General features: G+C 67.9%; 14 protein-coding genes. 10 read left to right on the top strand and 4 right to left on the bottom strand.

Annotated features, from left to right (window positions below; genetic code table 11):
- Positions 1–50: 50 nt before the first annotated feature.
- Positions 51–1,271 carry an aminotransferase class I/II-fold pyridoxal phosphate-dependent enzyme gene (locus VGI12_10460; GenBank protein ID HEY2433084.1) on the bottom strand — a complete coding sequence of 407 codons (1,221 nt, stop codon included), beginning with the start codon at positions 1,269–1,271 and terminating at the stop codon, positions 51–53.
- A gap of 139 nt (positions 1,272–1,410) precedes the next feature.
- Here VGI12_10460 and VGI12_10455 point away from each other — a divergent pair, with 139 nt between their 5' ends.
- From VGI12_10455 to VGI12_10425, 7 genes are all read left to right on the top strand, one after another.
- Positions 1,411–2,403 (top strand): VWA domain-containing protein, encoded by a 993-nt coding sequence (locus tag VGI12_10455; GenBank protein HEY2433083.1) that lies wholly within the window; start codon positions 1,411–1,413, stop codon positions 2,401–2,403.
- Positions 2,404–2,416: 13 nt separating this feature from the next.
- Positions 2,417–3,094 carry an OmpA family protein gene (locus VGI12_10450; GenBank protein ID HEY2433082.1) on the top strand — a complete coding sequence of 226 codons (678 nt, stop codon included), beginning with the start codon at positions 2,417–2,419 and terminating at the stop codon, positions 3,092–3,094.
- Positions 3,095–3,366: 272 nt separating this feature from the next.
- The gene (locus VGI12_10445; GenBank protein HEY2433081.1) at positions 3,367–3,966 is read left to right on the top strand and encodes a sigma-70 family RNA polymerase sigma factor; all 600 of its coding nucleotides are present in this window, start codon (positions 3,367–3,369) and stop codon (positions 3,964–3,966) included.
- Complete coding sequence (locus VGI12_10440) at positions 3,956–4,990, top strand: hypothetical protein (GenBank protein ID HEY2433080.1); 1,035 nt, start codon at positions 3,956–3,958, stop codon at positions 4,988–4,990. The genes VGI12_10445 and VGI12_10440 overlap by 11 nt, the downstream gene beginning before the upstream one ends.
- Positions 4,991–5,033: 43 nt before the next feature.
- Positions 5,034–5,669 (top strand): hypothetical protein, encoded by a 636-nt coding sequence (locus VGI12_10435; protein ID HEY2433079.1) that lies wholly within the window; start codon positions 5,034–5,036, stop codon positions 5,667–5,669.
- A gap of 174 nt (positions 5,670–5,843) precedes the next feature.
- Complete coding sequence (locus VGI12_10430; GenBank protein ID HEY2433078.1) at positions 5,844–7,205, top strand: pitrilysin family protein; 1,362 nt, start codon at positions 5,844–5,846, stop codon at positions 7,203–7,205.
- Positions 7,202–8,677 (top strand): pitrilysin family protein, encoded by a 1,476-nt coding sequence (locus VGI12_10425; protein ID HEY2433077.1) that lies wholly within the window; start codon positions 7,202–7,204, stop codon positions 8,675–8,677. The genes VGI12_10430 and VGI12_10425 overlap by 4 nt, the downstream gene beginning before the upstream one ends.
- 47 nt (positions 8,678–8,724) lie before the next feature.
- Here VGI12_10425 and VGI12_10420 read toward each other — a convergent pair whose 3' ends face one another.
- The gene (locus VGI12_10420) at positions 8,725–10,008 is read right to left on the bottom strand and encodes an aminotransferase class V-fold PLP-dependent enzyme (GenBank protein HEY2433076.1); all 1,284 of its coding nucleotides are present in this window, start codon (positions 10,006–10,008) and stop codon (positions 8,725–8,727) included.
- A gap of 48 nt (positions 10,009–10,056) precedes the next feature.
- Between VGI12_10420 and VGI12_10415 the strand changes: the two genes are divergently transcribed.
- Complete coding sequence (locus tag VGI12_10415; GenBank protein ID HEY2433075.1) at positions 10,057–10,524, top strand: DoxX family protein; 468 nt, start codon at positions 10,057–10,059, stop codon at positions 10,522–10,524.
- Complete coding sequence (locus VGI12_10410) at positions 10,525–11,265, top strand: SDR family oxidoreductase (protein HEY2433074.1); 741 nt, start codon at positions 10,525–10,527, stop codon at positions 11,263–11,265. It begins immediately after the preceding gene.
- 27 nt (positions 11,266–11,292) lie between these two features.
- Here VGI12_10410 and VGI12_10405 read toward each other — a convergent pair whose 3' ends face one another.
- Positions 11,293–12,477 (bottom strand): pyridoxal phosphate-dependent aminotransferase, encoded by a 1,185-nt coding sequence (locus tag VGI12_10405; GenBank protein ID HEY2433073.1) that lies wholly within the window; start codon positions 12,475–12,477, stop codon positions 11,293–11,295.
- Between the two features lie 52 nt (positions 12,478–12,529).
- Entirely contained in the window at positions 12,530–13,372 is an 843-nt protein-coding gene (locus VGI12_10400; GenBank protein HEY2433072.1) for a hypothetical protein, read from the bottom strand.
- Positions 13,373–13,401: 29 nt separating this feature from the next.
- Between VGI12_10400 and VGI12_10395 the strand changes: the two genes are divergently transcribed.
- Positions 13,402–14,376, top strand: coding sequence for a D-cysteine desulfhydrase family protein (locus VGI12_10395; GenBank protein ID HEY2433071.1), 975 nt, complete (start codon positions 13,402–13,404; stop codon positions 14,374–14,376).
- Positions 14,377–14,402 lie beyond the last annotated feature (26 nt).

Here is a 14,402-nt window from a genome sequence, read left to right as displayed (position 1 = left end):
CACGATCGCGTAGCGGATGTGCGAACGGATGTCGGGCCGGCCCGGCTCTTTCAGGGGCGCCCGCCTCGTGCGCGGAAGTCCTCCGTGAAGGCGGCGACGAGGCCATAGATCTCTTCGAGCTCCGGCGGGCTCGCCAGGAACACGACGCGGAAGAAGCCGTCCTCAGGTTTCGTGCCGAACCCCGAGCCATAGACGCAGAGGACGCCCGTCGCCCGCAGCAGCCCCAGCACGTAGTCTTCGTCGGTGACGCCCGGCGGCAGCTCGACCTTCGGCATCGCGTAGAACGCGGCGCTTGGCGCAACGGTATGAATGCCGGCAATCGCATTAAGGCGCGCCACCGTCACCGCGGCGCGCTCGCGCAGCGCCGCGCGGAAGCGCTCTTCGTGCGACCGATCGCCGTTGAGCGCCGCGACGATGGCGTGCTCCATCGGCCCGGTCGAGCACAGCCGGCCGTCGGCGAGCTTCTTGATGCCGGCCAGGACGGCGTCGAGGCCTTCCGTCCGTCCGATCGCCATCCATCCGGTGCGCCACCCCGGCGCCAGATACGCCTTCGAGAGCGAGGAAAACGAGATGATCGGCGCGTCGGGATCCAGGCTCGCCATGGGCGGCACGGCGCCGTCGTAGGCGAGATCCCCATACACCTCGTCGGCTATCAGCGGAATGTTGTGGCGATCGGCAATCTCGATGAGCGCCTTGCGGACGTCGATCGGGTAGGTCGCGCCCGTGGGATTGTTGGGATCGATGACGACGAGCGCGCGCGTCGCGGTCGAGACCTGCGCCCGCACGTCGTCGAGGTCGGGCAGCCAGCCGTTCGACGGGTCGGTGCGGTAGTAGACGGCGCGCGCGCCGATCTTCGCCAGCACCGCCGTGTAGAGCGGATAGGTCGGCGAGGGAACCAGCACCTCGTCACCCGCCTCGGCCAGCGCGGTCAGGGCGAGTTCGATGCCTTCCGAGGTGCCCGCCGTGACCAGGACGCGGTCGGCGTCGACGGGCATCCCCCGGCGCGTCAACTCGGCGGCGACGGCCTCGCGGGCTGGTTGAATCCCGGCCGAGGCCTGGTAGCCATTGTGGCCGTCGCGCATCGCGCGCTCGACCGCTTCGATCATGTGAGGCGGCGTCTTGAACCCGAACGTAATCGGGTCGCCGATGTTCAAATAGCGAACCCGACGGCCCGAGGCCTCAACCTTATGGGCCTCCGCCACGATATTCCGGATGGCGTAACTGAAACCGCCGACGCGACGGGCAACCGGGATGGCGGCTCGGGTGCGCATGGCGGCATGGTATCACCCGCCAAACTTACGCCTAGGCGTCCCGATGATCGTGTAAGTCTTACGCGCAAGAGAACGTTTTTCGACCAGTTCACAGGACACCACGGCAGTTCAACTCGTTGAGAATAAAAGGATTTCACGAATGGCACCACGATTGGATTACTGGAGCAGCGTGGCGAAGAGCACTCCTGCGACGGCTCTCCTGGCTTCCGCCCTCTTGGGCGCGTCGTCATTCGCCATGGCGTCCCAGGTTCCGCAGCCTCAAGCCACCCCGACCTTCCGGTCGGCGATCGATTTGGTGAACGTGGCTGCCGTGGTCCGGGACAAGAAAGGCCGCTTCGCGCGGAACCTCCGCAAGGAGGATTTCATCGTCGAGGAGTCAGGGACTCGTCGCGAGGTGGTGGACTTCCGTACCGACGACAACGCTCCGGTCCGGGTCGCGCTGCTGTTCGACGTGAGCGGCAGCATGCGGCTGGTTTCGCACCTCGAGGACGCGCGCGAGTCGGCGCGCCAGGTCCTGAGTGCGCTTCGGCTGCAGCCCGACGCCGACGAGGCGGCCGTTTTCAGTTTCGACATGAACCTGCAGTCGCTGCAGCCGTTCACCAGTGACGTCGTCGCGATTGAGCAGGCGCTTTCGCGCGTCACCCCCTACGGACAGACGTCGCTGTATGACGCGATCGCGCAGACCGCCGAGCGCGTCGTCGAAAGTCGTCCGCACGATCCGCGGCGGCGGGCGGTGATCGTCTTCACCGACGGCATCGACACGTCGAGCGAACTCAAGCCCGAGCAGGTGTCGGCGGCGGCCGCAGCCATCGACGTGCCGGTCTACGTCATGACCGTCGTCACCGACGTCGATCGGGACAAGGCGTCGCTGACGGGTCAGGCGGAGGGACCGCTGCGGGATCTGTCCCGACAGACGGGCGGTGAGCTATTTGTGACGAGTGCCCCGGCGCACGAGAGCATCGCGGCCCGTCAGATCGTCGATGAACTGCGTCATCAGTACGTGCTGGCGTTCACCGCCTCGACCGAGGCGGGCTGGCGGCGGGTGACGGTAAGGACGACCAACCGCGACCTGGTCGTGCGCGCGCGCAGCGGTTATGCCGCCGGCGCGCACGCCGGAAGTGCAAGTTTCTAAAGGAGCGACTGCGATGAAAAGGCTGATTGGAACGATGGCGATTGCGGCGATGGCCCTTGGCGGCACGAGCGCCTGCGCGACGAAGAAGATGGTCCGCCAGCGCGTTGGCGAGGTCAACGACAAGGTCGATGGCTTGTCGAAGTCGGTGGAGGAGAACCAGGAACGCACCAAGGCCAACGAGACGAAGATCAACGACGTGGATCAGCGGGCGCAGGCGGCCGCTCAGTCGGCCGACCAGCACGCGCAGACCGCGAATCAGCGCGCCGACGCGGCCTATACCGCCGCCGACAAGGTGAACACGCGCGCCGACGACATCGAGAAGAAGGCGAACCGTCTCGTCTATGAAGTGGTGCTCAGCGAGGACCAGGGCGGGTTCAAGTTCGGCCAGTCGAAGATGCCGACCGAGCTGCAGTCGAAGATCGACGAGCTCGTGGCGCAGCTGAAGGCGAACCCCAACGGCGGCTACATCGAGATTGAAGGCCACACCGACAACGTCGGGCCGAAGGACCTCAACTACAAGCTCGGTCTCGAGCGCGCCGAAGCCGTGAAGCGCTATCTCTACGAGAGCCAGCAGATTCCGCTCCACAAGATGAACGTGATCAGCTACGGCGAAGAGAAGCCGATCGCGCCGAACAAGACCAAGGCCGGCCGCGCCCAGAACCGCCGCGTCGTCCTCAAGGTCCTGGCCTAATAACCCCATCCCGGCGGATCCGCACGGATCCGCCGTCCCAAACCGCCGGCTCGGATCGAGGACGGATCGCAGGAGCGGCGCCGGAATTCCCCGGTGTCGTCCATCGATTCACACGTCAGCACTTTCGCAGGGTGCTTTGCGTTCCGTCCTCGTTCCGAGCCGGCGGTTTCGTGTCTGCCGGATCCCCCTCTGCCGCCTCTTCCGCCTCAAGATCGGCGCGGTTGTGTTAACACTCTTCGGTCCGCGACGTCTTTAGAAGGCGAGCAGCGGTCGTGACGACAGCAGCCCTCCACCCGGATGCCCTGCCCCTGATGGCCGACGGCCGTGCCCTTCGAGAAGCCGCCGAGTCGGTGGACGAGATCGGCCGCCTGGTCGAGGCGGCCCGCACCGGCGATCGCGACGCATTCGCCGAGCTCTACGGGCGCTATTCCCGGATGGTGCACGGCATCCTGATCGCACGAGTTCCGAGGGGCGATGTCGACGACCTGGTCCAGGACGTGTTCCTTCAAGCGATGCGGCAGATCCGGGGGCTGCGCGAGCCGACGGCCTTTGGCGGCTGGCTCGCGGCGATCGCCCGTAACCGCGGCGTCGACTATCTGCGCCAGGTCCGCGCCACCGAGCCGCTCGACGATACGCCGGACGTGTCGACCGACGGCGCCGCACGCCTGGATGCGCAAACCGTGCTGCGGACGCTGCAGACGCTGCCCGACGCGTATCGAGAAACGCTCGCGCTGCGGCTGATCGAAGGAATGACCGGTCCGGAGATTGCCGCGGCGACCGGGCTCACGCCGGCGTCGGTGCGGGTCAACCTGCACCGCGGCATGAAGCAGTTGCGCGAGCGGCTCGAAGGGAGAAGCGCCCGTGTCCGATGACTACCTGTGGGATCGCTCCGGACCGCCCGACGAGGAGATCGCCGCGCTGGAGCGGCTGCTGGCGCCGCTTGGCCAGCGGCACCCGACGAGCCTGCCGCCCGCGCTCGTGGCGCCGGCTCCTGGCCGGCGCGGTCCCGCTTCCTACGTCATCCTCCCGCTCGCGGCCGCGGCGGCGCTCGTGCTGGCCGTTGCACCGCGTTGGCTCGCGCACCCGGCGCCGGCGAACGCGCCCTCGTGGTCCGTCGTTGAGGTGGAGGGACCTGCGTCGATTGCTTCGCGGTCGATCGACGAGCACAGCACGCTGTCTGTCGGGCAGCTGCTCCGTACCGGCGTCACCGGCCGCGTTTCGCTGGAGCTTGGCCCGGTGGGCCATATCGATGTCGGCCCGTCTACCGACGTCAGCCTCGTCCCGGCCTCCAGCGGGCACTATCGCTTCCGCTTGCACAGCGGTGCGATCTCCGCATTCATCTGGGCGGATCCCGGTCAGTTCTTCGTCGAAACGCGTTCGTCGCTGGCCGTCGATCTCGGCTGCGCGTACACGCTGGACGTCGACGGGCGCGGCGAGGGCACGCTCCGCGTGACCACAGGCTGGGTCGGTTTCCAGATGCGCGACCGTCAGGCCCTGATTCCCGCAGGCGCGATGTGCAGAACGCGCGCCGGGCGCGGTCCCGGGACGCCGTATTTCGAAGACGCGCCCGCCGCACTTCGTGCCGCGATCGAGACCATCGATTTCGGCGACCGCGGCGCCGCGCGGGATGCCGCGATCGACGCCGCAATTTCGTCGTCGCGGCCGCGCGATGCGTTGACCCTCTGGCACCTGCTGCGGCGCGTCGACGGTCCGGCGTGTGACCGCGTCTACGACCGGCTCTCGGCGCTGGTGCCGCCGCCGCCGGACGTGACGCGCGACGGCGTGCGTGCCGGCAACACACAGATGCTCGAGCAGTGGTGGGATCGACTCGGTCTCGGCGATACGCAGTGGTGGCACCTGATGAGCCGACCGTGGACTGAGCCAACCGCCCGTTAACGATCGGCGCGCGCTCACGTCATTTCAAGCGAAGGAGACGCTCATGAATCGTTCATCGCTTGTCATCGCAGTCGCCGTCACGCTGTCGGCGGTCGCCGCCCCCGTATTCGCCGGTCCGCCGCTGTTGTGTCATCCCTTCGACATCGGGTCCGCGCGTTCGCTCCCCTGGGGAGCCGGCGCCGGCTGGTCAGAGACGTCGCCCGGCTACGACGTATCGCATCTCGCCGCCGACACCATCGCGCTCCTGGCTCCGGCGACGCCGGTCGTCGTGCGCATGGAAACGCTGCGCCGCGCGACGATTTACGCGAGCCGCGATCAAGCCGTGGCGGCGCAGCTGCTCTCGCGTCTGACCGAACGGACGCACAGCCCCGACGCGTATGCATGGCTCGACGCGGCGTATCTGGGGGAGGCGCTGCGGCAGATGTCCTTGATGGGGCGGCTGGCCGAGTTCCACGACACCGCACCACAGCTGGCCGAGATCGTCCGCGACGTCGACGGGGTCGCCATGATCGAGAAGGCGCTCCTGCTCCGGCCAGGGGACCCCGGCCTCGAGTTCGCGGCCGCTATGATCAACGCCGACAAGAACCGCGCCGTGTCCGTTGCGCATGCGAAACGGGCGCGCGCCGGCGCCGCGACCGACGACCTGGTCGCGCGCAATATCGCCATGGTCCTGAACTGAGGTGCGTGCAGGCGGGCCGCCTGCGTGGAGGCGGGCCGCCCGTCTTGCGTTTGTCGCCGGAACCGGGTCCCCCCCGGACCCGGTTTCCACGATGAGCGATGTGACGAACTGCCTTGCAAACGGCGGCGCGGCCTCCTAGGATTGGGCGTCCGTCCACTCCTGCGAGGAGGCAGTATGTCTGGTTCGCGCCGGGTTTCCGCGTTCCTGTTCGCGGTTGCGGTTGTCCTTGTGGTCCCGATCGGGGCCGCGGACACGGCGATCAAGTTCACCGACGTCAAGCTGAAGAACGGGCTGCGCGTCATTGTCTCCGAGGACCACTCGGCGCCGACCTTTTCCATCGCCGTGACCTACAACGTCGGATCGGCCGACGAGAAGGTGCGTCGCACCGGGTTCGCGCATCTCTTCGAGCACATGATGTTCAAGGGATCCGAGAACGTCGGTCCGGGCGAGCACTTCACGCTGGTCTTCAACAACGGCGGCAACATGAACGGCACGACGAACAACGACCGGACGCTGTACTTCGAGACGCTGCCGGCCAACCAGCTCGATCTCGCGCTGTTCCTCGAGAGCGACCGGATGAAGTCGCTCGACATCACGAAGGCGAATCTGGACAACCAGCGCAACGCCGTCCAGGAGGAACGCCGGCTCGGCCTCGACAATCAGCCGTATGGCAATACTTACGAGCGCATCGACGAACAGGCCTACGACAATCCCGCCTACAAGCACTCGGTCATCGGCTCGATGGACGACCTGAACGCCGCGTCGGTGGACGACGTGGCGACGTTCTTCAAGACGTATTACGCGCCGAACAACGCCGTCCTGTCGATCGTCGGCGACGTCGACACGAAGCGGACGCTGGCGCTCATCGAAAAGTACTTCGGGCCGATTTCCCGGCAGCCGCAGCCCAAGCGCCCCGACCTCGCCGAGCCGCCACACACGGCCGAACGGCGCAGCACGATCGAGGATTCGCTGGCGCGTCTGCCCCAGGTCGACATCGCGTGGATCACGCCGCCGGCCGGAACTCCCGATTTCGACGCGCTCGACGTGGTGTCGTGGGTGCTGTCGAGCGGGCGCAGCGCCCGGCTGAACCAGGTGGTCGTGCGCGAAAAGCAACTGGCGGTGTTCGCGTCGGCGAACAATCCCGACAAGCGCGGGCCAGGCCTCTTCCAAGTGTCGGCGCAAGTGGCGCCCGGCAAGTCCCCGGCGGACGTCGAGGCGGCGCTCCTCGAAGAGGTCGAGAAGGTCAAGACGGGCCCGATCCACGACTGGGAAATCGACAAGGCCCACAACAATGGTGTGCGTCAGCAGGCGGCGGCGATGACGAGCACGCTGCAGCGTGCGATTCAACTGGGAGAGTACGCGCTCTTCTACGACAACCCCAACCTGGTCAACACCCGCGCCGCGACCTACGAAAAGGTGACGGCAGCGGACGTCCAGCGAGTCGCGCGGAAGTATCTGACCGCCCAGAACCGCTCGGTGGTGATTACCTTGCCGAAGACGGCCGCGGCCGGCGCGCCGACGGGAGGCGCCGAGTGATCCGCCGTCTGTCGGCCGCCGCCGTCGTGTGCGCGTTCGCCGCCGCCGTTGCCGTCCATGGTGAGGCGCCGGCGCAGCAGGGGAACCCAGCCAAGGCCGCCGGCACGGTGCTCAAGGGCCGGGCGCCCGTCAACAAGGACGTCCTCAAGGTCTCGCTCCCCAAGGCGCAGGAGGCGGATCTGTCGAACGGCGTTCATCTGATCGTCGTCGAGGACCACCGCGCCCCGCAGGTGTTCTTCCAGATGCTCGTCGATGGCGCAGGCGGGTACTACGATCCGCCGGCGATGGCCGGGCTCGCCGGCTTCACCGCCGCGCTGATGCGGGAGGGCACGACGACCAAGTCGTCCGAGCAGGTCTCGGAGGTCCTCGATCGTCTTGCCGCCGCGGTGGCGGTCGGGGCCGGCGCCTCGTCGGCGTTCGCCACGGTCAGTGGCAACGGGCTGACCGCGAACCTCGACACCGTGCTGTCCTTGATGGCCGACGTCTTGATGAACCCGTCGTTCCCGCAGGCCGAGATCGATCGCTACAAGGCGCGCACGAAGGCCGCGTTCATCAACCAGCGGACGCAGCCGGGATTCCTGGCGCAGGAGCGCCTGTCGCAGGCGTTGTTCGGCGACCACCCGCTGTCGCGGGTCGCGCCCACTCCGGCCGCGCTCGACGCCCTCTCGCGCGAGGCGCTCGTCGAGTTCCACAAGGCCCACTACGTGCCCGATCGGGCCATCCTGGCGGTGGCCGGCGACATCTCGCTCGAGCAGGCGAAGACGAAGTCGGAAGCCGTCTTCGGCGGATGGCAGAAGTCCGGCGCCTCAATCGCTGCGCAGACCGCACCGGCCTCGCCGGCGGCCGCGACGGTCTCGTTCGTGGCGCGGCCCGGATCGGTGCAGACCAGCCTGCGCGTGGGGACCCAGAGCCTCGAGCGCACGAATGCCGACTACGACGCGTTGACTGTCGCCAACCGCGTTCTCGGCGGCGGCCCGACCGGCCGTCTGTTCTCCCACCTGCGCGAGGAAAAGGGCTACACCTACGGCGCCTACAGCAGCTTCAACGCGACGCGGGTGGTGGGCTCGTGGTCGGCGTCGACCGACGTGCGCTCCGAGGTCACCGACCCGGCGCTGACCGATCTTCTCGATGAAATCCGTCAGATGCGCGCGGTGCCGGTCCCGGACAAGGAGCTCGCGGATACGAAAAAGGCGCTCGTCGCGGGATTCGCGCTCTCGCTCGAGAGTCCCAACGCGATCCTCAACAACTATATCGAGCGCTACATCTACAAGCTGCCGGCGGATTACTGGGACACGTATCCGTCACGCATCGAGGCGATCACCGCCGCCGACGTGCAGCGCGTCGCCAGCAAGTACTGGGCGGCAGACCGCCTGCAGGTCGTCGCGGTCGGCGATCAATCGAAGGTCGAGCCGGCGCTGAAGAAGCTCGGCGTGGTCCAGGCGTTCGGCGCGGACGGCAAACCGATCAAGTAGGATCGGGTGATCTCGTGATCGGGTGATCTGATCACCCGATCGACAGATCACCCGATCCCCCCGATTTTCTCCATCGCGTCTCCGAACGTGTCGATCTCCTCGAGCGTGGTGTAGACGTTCGGCGTCACCCGGATGCCGGTGTACTCGGCGTGGTTGATCGGCGTGGCGATGATGCGCCAGCGATCCCAGAGGCGCTGCACGACCGTGTTGGTGTCGACGCCGCGCACCTGCACTGTCCCGATCGCGCACGATTGCGCCGGGTCGAGGCTGGTGTGCAGCGTGAACTGGCCGGTTGCGAGCAGCCGCCTCGCCCAGCGGTCGCGCAGATAGCGCAGGCGCGCCGCCTTGCGGTCGGCGCCGATGCCTTCGTGGAAGGTCAGCGCCTCGGCAATGGCGTTGTGGTTCGCCGCCGGGTGCGTCCCGATCTCCTCGAACTTGCGGATGTCTTTCGCCCGTGCGGCCGCGGTCGGCGTCAGCTCCCAGAGACGCTCGATGTGTTCCTGCCGTACGTAGAGAAACCCGGTCCCGATCGGCGCGAGCAGCCATTTGTGCAGGCTCGTGCCGTAGAAGTCGCAGCCGAGATCCTGCACCCGGAAGGGAAAGTGCGCGAAGGCGTGCGCCCCGTCGACGATGGTCAGGATGCCTTTCGCCCGCGCCGCGTCGCAGATTTTCCTGACCGGGAAGATCTGTCCCGTCAGGTTCGTGATGTGGCAGAAGTGCAGGACCCGCGTCTTCGGTCCGACGGCCGAGAGCAGGCGATCGGCGAGGTCGTCCATCGACGGCGGCGGCACCGGGAACGCGATCCGCTTCACGGTAATCCCGTGCCGGCGCGCCCGGGCGTCCCAGGTGTCGAGCATGCGGCCGTAGTCCTGGTTCGTCGTCACCACTTCGTCGCCGGGCTGCAGGTCGATGCCGAGCTGGGCGATCTGCAGCGCTTCGCTGGCGTTGCGCGTGATGGCGATCTCCTCCGCGCTGGCGCCGAACGACGCGGCCAGGCGGCGGCGCACCGACTCGATGTTCGGCTCGAGGATCTGCCACATGTGGTACACGGGCGCCTGGTTCGACTCGTCGAGATAGCGCTTGAAGGCTTCGTGCACGACGCGCGGACTCGGACAGCAGCCGCCGTTGTTGAGATTCACGATCGTGCGATCGAGCGTGAATGCCTGCTGGATGTCGCGCCAGTAGGATTCGTCGGCCGCCAGATCGGCCGCCGGTGTGTCGCCGGCGCGCGTCGCGGCGCCGGCGACCCGCGCCAGGCTCTCGTTGGTGAAGGCGAGCGCGATCGCGCCCGTCGCGGCCCCGGTCCCGAGGAAGCGTCTTCTGGAGATCATGCCCGAAGGGTAAAACAAAAGTGGAAAAGTGAGGCAAAATACCGCACGATGCGAGCCTACGGCGCCACCGTGTTACGGCTGTCGGCGGGCGCCGTCTTCCTCGTGCATGGCGCGCAGAAGCTGTTCGGGGTGCCCGGCGGTCCTGGCCTGGCCGGCACGTCCCGGATGCTCGCGTCGTTCGGGCTGCCCTACCCGTCTTCTCTGGCCGTCGCGCTCGGCGTCGGTGAATTCGGGGGGGGCGTCCTGCTGATCCTCGGCAGCCTGACATTCTGGGTGTCGCTCGTGCTGCTCGTCGACATGGCGCTGACGGTCTGGAAGGTCCACTATCCGCACGGGTTCACGCTGAGCGGCGGCCTGACGCCCGGCCACGGGTCACAGCCGGAGCTGCACCTCCTGCTGATCGGCGCACTCGTCTGCCTGATGCTCGGCGGCCCTGGCGCGCTCTCGCTGGACGACCAGCGCACCCGTAACGCCGAGGCGCAGGCGCGCGGCCGCGCTCGCATTCGCAAGGTCTGAATGGAGCTCTCCGGAAAAGCCGCGTTGATCACCGGTGGCAAGCGTATCGGGGCCGCCATCGCCGCCGCGCTCGCCGAGGCGGGGATGGACGTCGCGCTGTCCTACAACGCATCCCGTGCTGAAGCCGAAGCCGCCGCCGCCGGGATCGCCGCAGCCGGACGCCGGCCGCATCTCGCGCAGGCCAATCTGAGCAACCCGGAGGACTGCCGATCGCTCGTCGAGGGGGCGGCCGCGGCGTTCGGGCGTCTCGACGTCCTCGTGAACATGGCCTCGGTCTATTCGTCCGTGCCGTTTGACGACACCGACGACCGCGTCTGGAACCGCGTCGTCGACGTCGACCTTCGCGCGGCGTTTCTGTGCTCGCGCGCAGCCGTGCCCCACATGCGCCGGCAGGGCGGCGGCCGCATCGTGAATTTTTCGGACTGGGTCGCCGCGAGCGGACGCCCGCGCTATCCGGGATTTCTGCCCTACTACGTGGCGAAGAGCGGCGTCATCGCCCTCACCGAGGCGCTGGCGCTCGAAGTCGCCGCCGATGGCATCCTCGTCAACGCGATCGCTCCCGGACCGATCATGGCGCCGCCAGGCACGCTCGACGAGGAGTTGCAGGCGGTCGAGGCCGCGACCCCGCTCGGGCGCTGGGGAGGGGTCGAGCCGATTGTCCGCGCTACGCGGTTTCTCATCGACACCGATTTCGTGACCGGCGAAACCATCCGCGTCGACGGAGGCCGGCATGTCAAGTGACGGGGACCCGTCCTTACGGCGCCGCGCTCAGTGAGCAAACAGGGCGCCGAGCGATCTGAGCGCCCCTTCCAGCTCCACGCGATCACGCGCGAAGCAGAAGCGGATGTAGCCCTCGCCGTGGGCGCCGAAGTCCGCTCCGGGGACGCAGCCGATCCGCCCCTTCGAGATCAGGTGCTCCGCCATGGCCCACGACCGGGACTCCGGCTGCCCGCCTGAGGGTGGGCGCCATCGCGGGTCTACCTTGAGGAACGCGTAGAACGCGCCCTTCGGCGGCGCGCCGGTCAGCACGCCGGCGGCGTGCTCGCGGATCCCCTCGTAAAAGAGGTCGCGCCGCGCCCGCAGCTCGTCGCGGAAGTCGGCCACGAAGCCCTGCGGCCCCTCGAGTGCGCCAACCCCGCCGAACTGCACGATCGACGAGACGTTGCTGGCGGTGTAGAAGAGGGCCTTCTTCATCCGTTCGCGAAGCCGGGGATCCAGTGCCGCCACGTAGCCGAGACGCAGTCCGGTCATCGCATACGTCTTGCTGAAGGTATACATCGAGATCGTCCGCTCGTACATCGACGGCAGCGACGCGATGCTGACGTGCTCGGCCTCGTCGTAGATGACGTCTTCGTAGGCCTCGTCGGCGAAGACCCACAGGTCGTGGCGCTGCGCCAGCGCCGCTATCGCCTCCATGTCGCTCCGCGGGAACACGCCGCCAGTCGGATTGTTCGGCGAGTTGACATAGATGGCGCGCGTCTTCGGCGTGATCGTCCGCGCAAGCTCGTCGATATCCCAGCGCCAGTCCTGCGACTCGTGCAGCGGACACGGCACCGGTACCGCCTGGGCAAGCTTGATGTTGCCCATCGCCGGCGGCCACTCCGGGTCCGGCACGATCACCTCGTCGCCTGGCTCGAGCAGTGCCTGGCAGGCGACGAACACGCCGTGGATGCCGCCGGTCGTGACGAGGATCTCGTCGGGTGCGCCGATCGGAATGCGGTTCTGCCGGCGCAGCTTGTCGGCGAGCAGCTCCAGCAGCCGCGGCAGGCCCGTTGTCTGAAGGTAGTGGCTCCGGTTTTCGTCGATGGCGCGGCGCATCGCCGCCTTCACCGTCTCGGGCGAGTCGAAGCTGACGTCCCCTTGATCGAGCCGGAAGGGATCCGTGACGCCGTACATCATGTCGCGGATCCGGATGATGCCCGAGAAGGGAACGCCGTCGAGGAACTGACCCACGATCGGATCCTATCAGCGGTCGCGCCCGACGCGGGCCGACACGCCGGGTCCGTCACACGAGATCGAGAATCCGCCGCAGCGTCAGCGCCGCCGAGCCGACCGGCAGGTTGCTGACGTAGAAGTGCCGCGCGCCGGTCGCGGTCAGCTCGCGAATCGATCGCGCGCATACCGACTCAGGCGTCGCTCCGGCGGCGAACTCCGCCAGTAGCTCGTCCACCGGCACCGGCAGAAATCGGCTGAGCGCCTGCAGCGTCGCCCGCTTGGCGGAGCGGTAGTAGAACACGCCAAACATGCCCGGCATCTGCAGGCCGAGCCTGGCGCTCTCGGCCAGGAACCGTTCGACCGCCCGGACGTCGTAGTGCGACACGATCTGGGTCAGGAAGAACTCGGCTGTCGAGCGATCGTCGAGCAGATGCCCGACCTGAGACGCAGGTTCGGCGTGCGGGTTGGCCCAGCCGCCGAGCGACAGCGTCTCGTCCCGCCTGCGGATCATCTCGCGCAGCTGCCAGGCGTGTTCGACCGAGCGCGGCGGTCCGACGTGCTTGTCGCCGCCGAGCACCACCAGCGACTCGAAGCCATGGTGGCGCGCGCGGTCGGCGTAGGCCAGACAGAATTCCGAGGAGTGCTTGCAGGTGAGAAAGGGAATGACGTGCGAGCGCGGAACATCGTCGCCCAGATTGATCACCAGGTGGCGGAGGTTGTCTTCCTCTCTCGTGCCGACGGCGCCGTCGGTGAGAAACACGAACGTGCCGCCGCGGGTGAGACCGCGGACGGCATGGTAGGTGTCGATCCAGGCGTCCATGCTGGCGGCGCGTTCGAGCTCGGCGCGCGGCGGCCGCAGCTCCGCCGCGATGACTTGCGTGTCGCCGCGCAACCGCTCGACGAGAACGCTCATGTGCCGAGTGCTCAAACCTTTATACTAACGTGCCCGTGCACAGTGATGCGATCCGCCGCCTCGAGTCGCTGCCGGTCCTGCCGATTCCGCTGGCGCCGACGCCCATCGAACGCGCGGCGCGGCTGCTCGGTCGTTCGCGCCTGCAGGCGGGAGACCTCCTGATAAAGCGCGACGATGCCATCCCGTTCGGGTTCGGCGGCAACAAGGTGCGGAAGCTGCGTCTCGTCGTCGCACCAGCGATCGCCGGCGGCGCCGACACGCTGATCACGACGGGGGGCATCCAGTCGAACCATGCGCGAGCCACGGCGAGCGTGGCGGCGAAGATGGGGCTCGGCTGCGTGCTGGTCGCCAATGGCGCGCCGCAGGAGAAACCGACGGCAAACGCGCTGATCGATCGCCTGCTCGGCGCCGACGTCCGCTACGTGGCGCGTCGCGAGGACCGTGGGCCGGCCATGGAGCAGGTGGCTGCCGAGCTGCGTGCGGGTGGCCGGCGGCCCTGCGTGATCCCGCTCGGCGCATCGACGCCGCTCGGCGCTGCCGCGTTCGCGCTCGCGATTGGCGAACTGCTGAATCAGATTCCCGCGCCAGCCGCGATCGTCTGCGCCACGTCTTCGGGCGGCACGCAGGCGGGACTGATCGCCGGATGCGTCCTGCAGGGCGTGAAGACACGCGTGCTCGGCGTCAGCGCCGACGATTCGGCGGCCGCGATCGCCGCGACGATCCGCGGCATTCTCGACGGCCTCGCAGAGCTGCTCGAGGCGCCTGGCATCTTTGCGGCCGCGCCGATCGAGGTCGACGACCGGTTCGTCGGCGCCGGCTACGGCATTCCGACGCCGGAGTCGACAGAGGCGATCGAGCTCGCGGCGCGTTGCGAGGCCCTCTTTCTCGACCCCACCTACACGGCCAAGGCGATGGCGGGTCTTCTCGCGCGGCTCCGCGCCGGCGATCTCACCGGCGACGTCCTTTTCTGGCACACGGGCGGCCAGGTAGGTCTCTTTGCGTAACGAACGGGCAGCCGTCAGCCGGGAGT

Source organism: Vicinamibacterales bacterium (genome assembly GCA_036496585.1).
In the GTDB taxonomy this organism is placed as follows: domain Bacteria; phylum Acidobacteriota; class Vicinamibacteria; order Vicinamibacterales; family 2-12-FULL-66-21; genus JAICSD01.
The sequence above is the reverse complement of the archived record's forward strand: the minus strand, read 5'-3'. Positions and strand labels throughout refer to the sequence as shown.

Excerpts from the sequence above, each read along its gene's own strand:
- VGI12_10460 (HEY2433084.1), bottom strand. The coding sequence starts at position 1,271 with ATGCGCACCCGAGCCGCCATCCCGGTTGCCCGTCGCGTCGGCGGTTTC.
- VGI12_10430 (HEY2433078.1), top strand. The coding sequence starts at position 5,844 with ATGTCTGGTTCGCGCCGGGTTTCCGCGTTCCTGTTCGCGGTTGCGGTT.
- VGI12_10455 (HEY2433083.1), top strand. The coding sequence starts at position 1,411 with ATGGCACCACGATTGGATTACTGGAGCAGCGTGGCGAAGAGCACTCCT.
- VGI12_10410 (HEY2433074.1), top strand. The coding sequence starts at position 10,525 with ATGGAGCTCTCCGGAAAAGCCGCGTTGATCACCGGTGGCAAGCGTATC.
- VGI12_10450 (HEY2433082.1), top strand. The coding sequence starts at position 2,417 with ATGAAAAGGCTGATTGGAACGATGGCGATTGCGGCGATGGCCCTTGGC.
- VGI12_10400 (HEY2433072.1), bottom strand. The coding sequence starts at position 13,372 with ATGAGCGTTCTCGTCGAGCGGTTGCGCGGCGACACGCAAGTCATCGCG.
- VGI12_10420 (HEY2433076.1), bottom strand. The coding sequence starts at position 10,008 with ATGATCTCCAGAAGACGCTTCCTCGGGACCGGGGCCGCGACGGGCGCG.
- VGI12_10415 (HEY2433075.1), top strand. The coding sequence starts at position 10,057 with ATGCGAGCCTACGGCGCCACCGTGTTACGGCTGTCGGCGGGCGCCGTC.
- VGI12_10435 (HEY2433079.1), top strand. The coding sequence starts at position 5,034 with ATGAATCGTTCATCGCTTGTCATCGCAGTCGCCGTCACGCTGTCGGCG.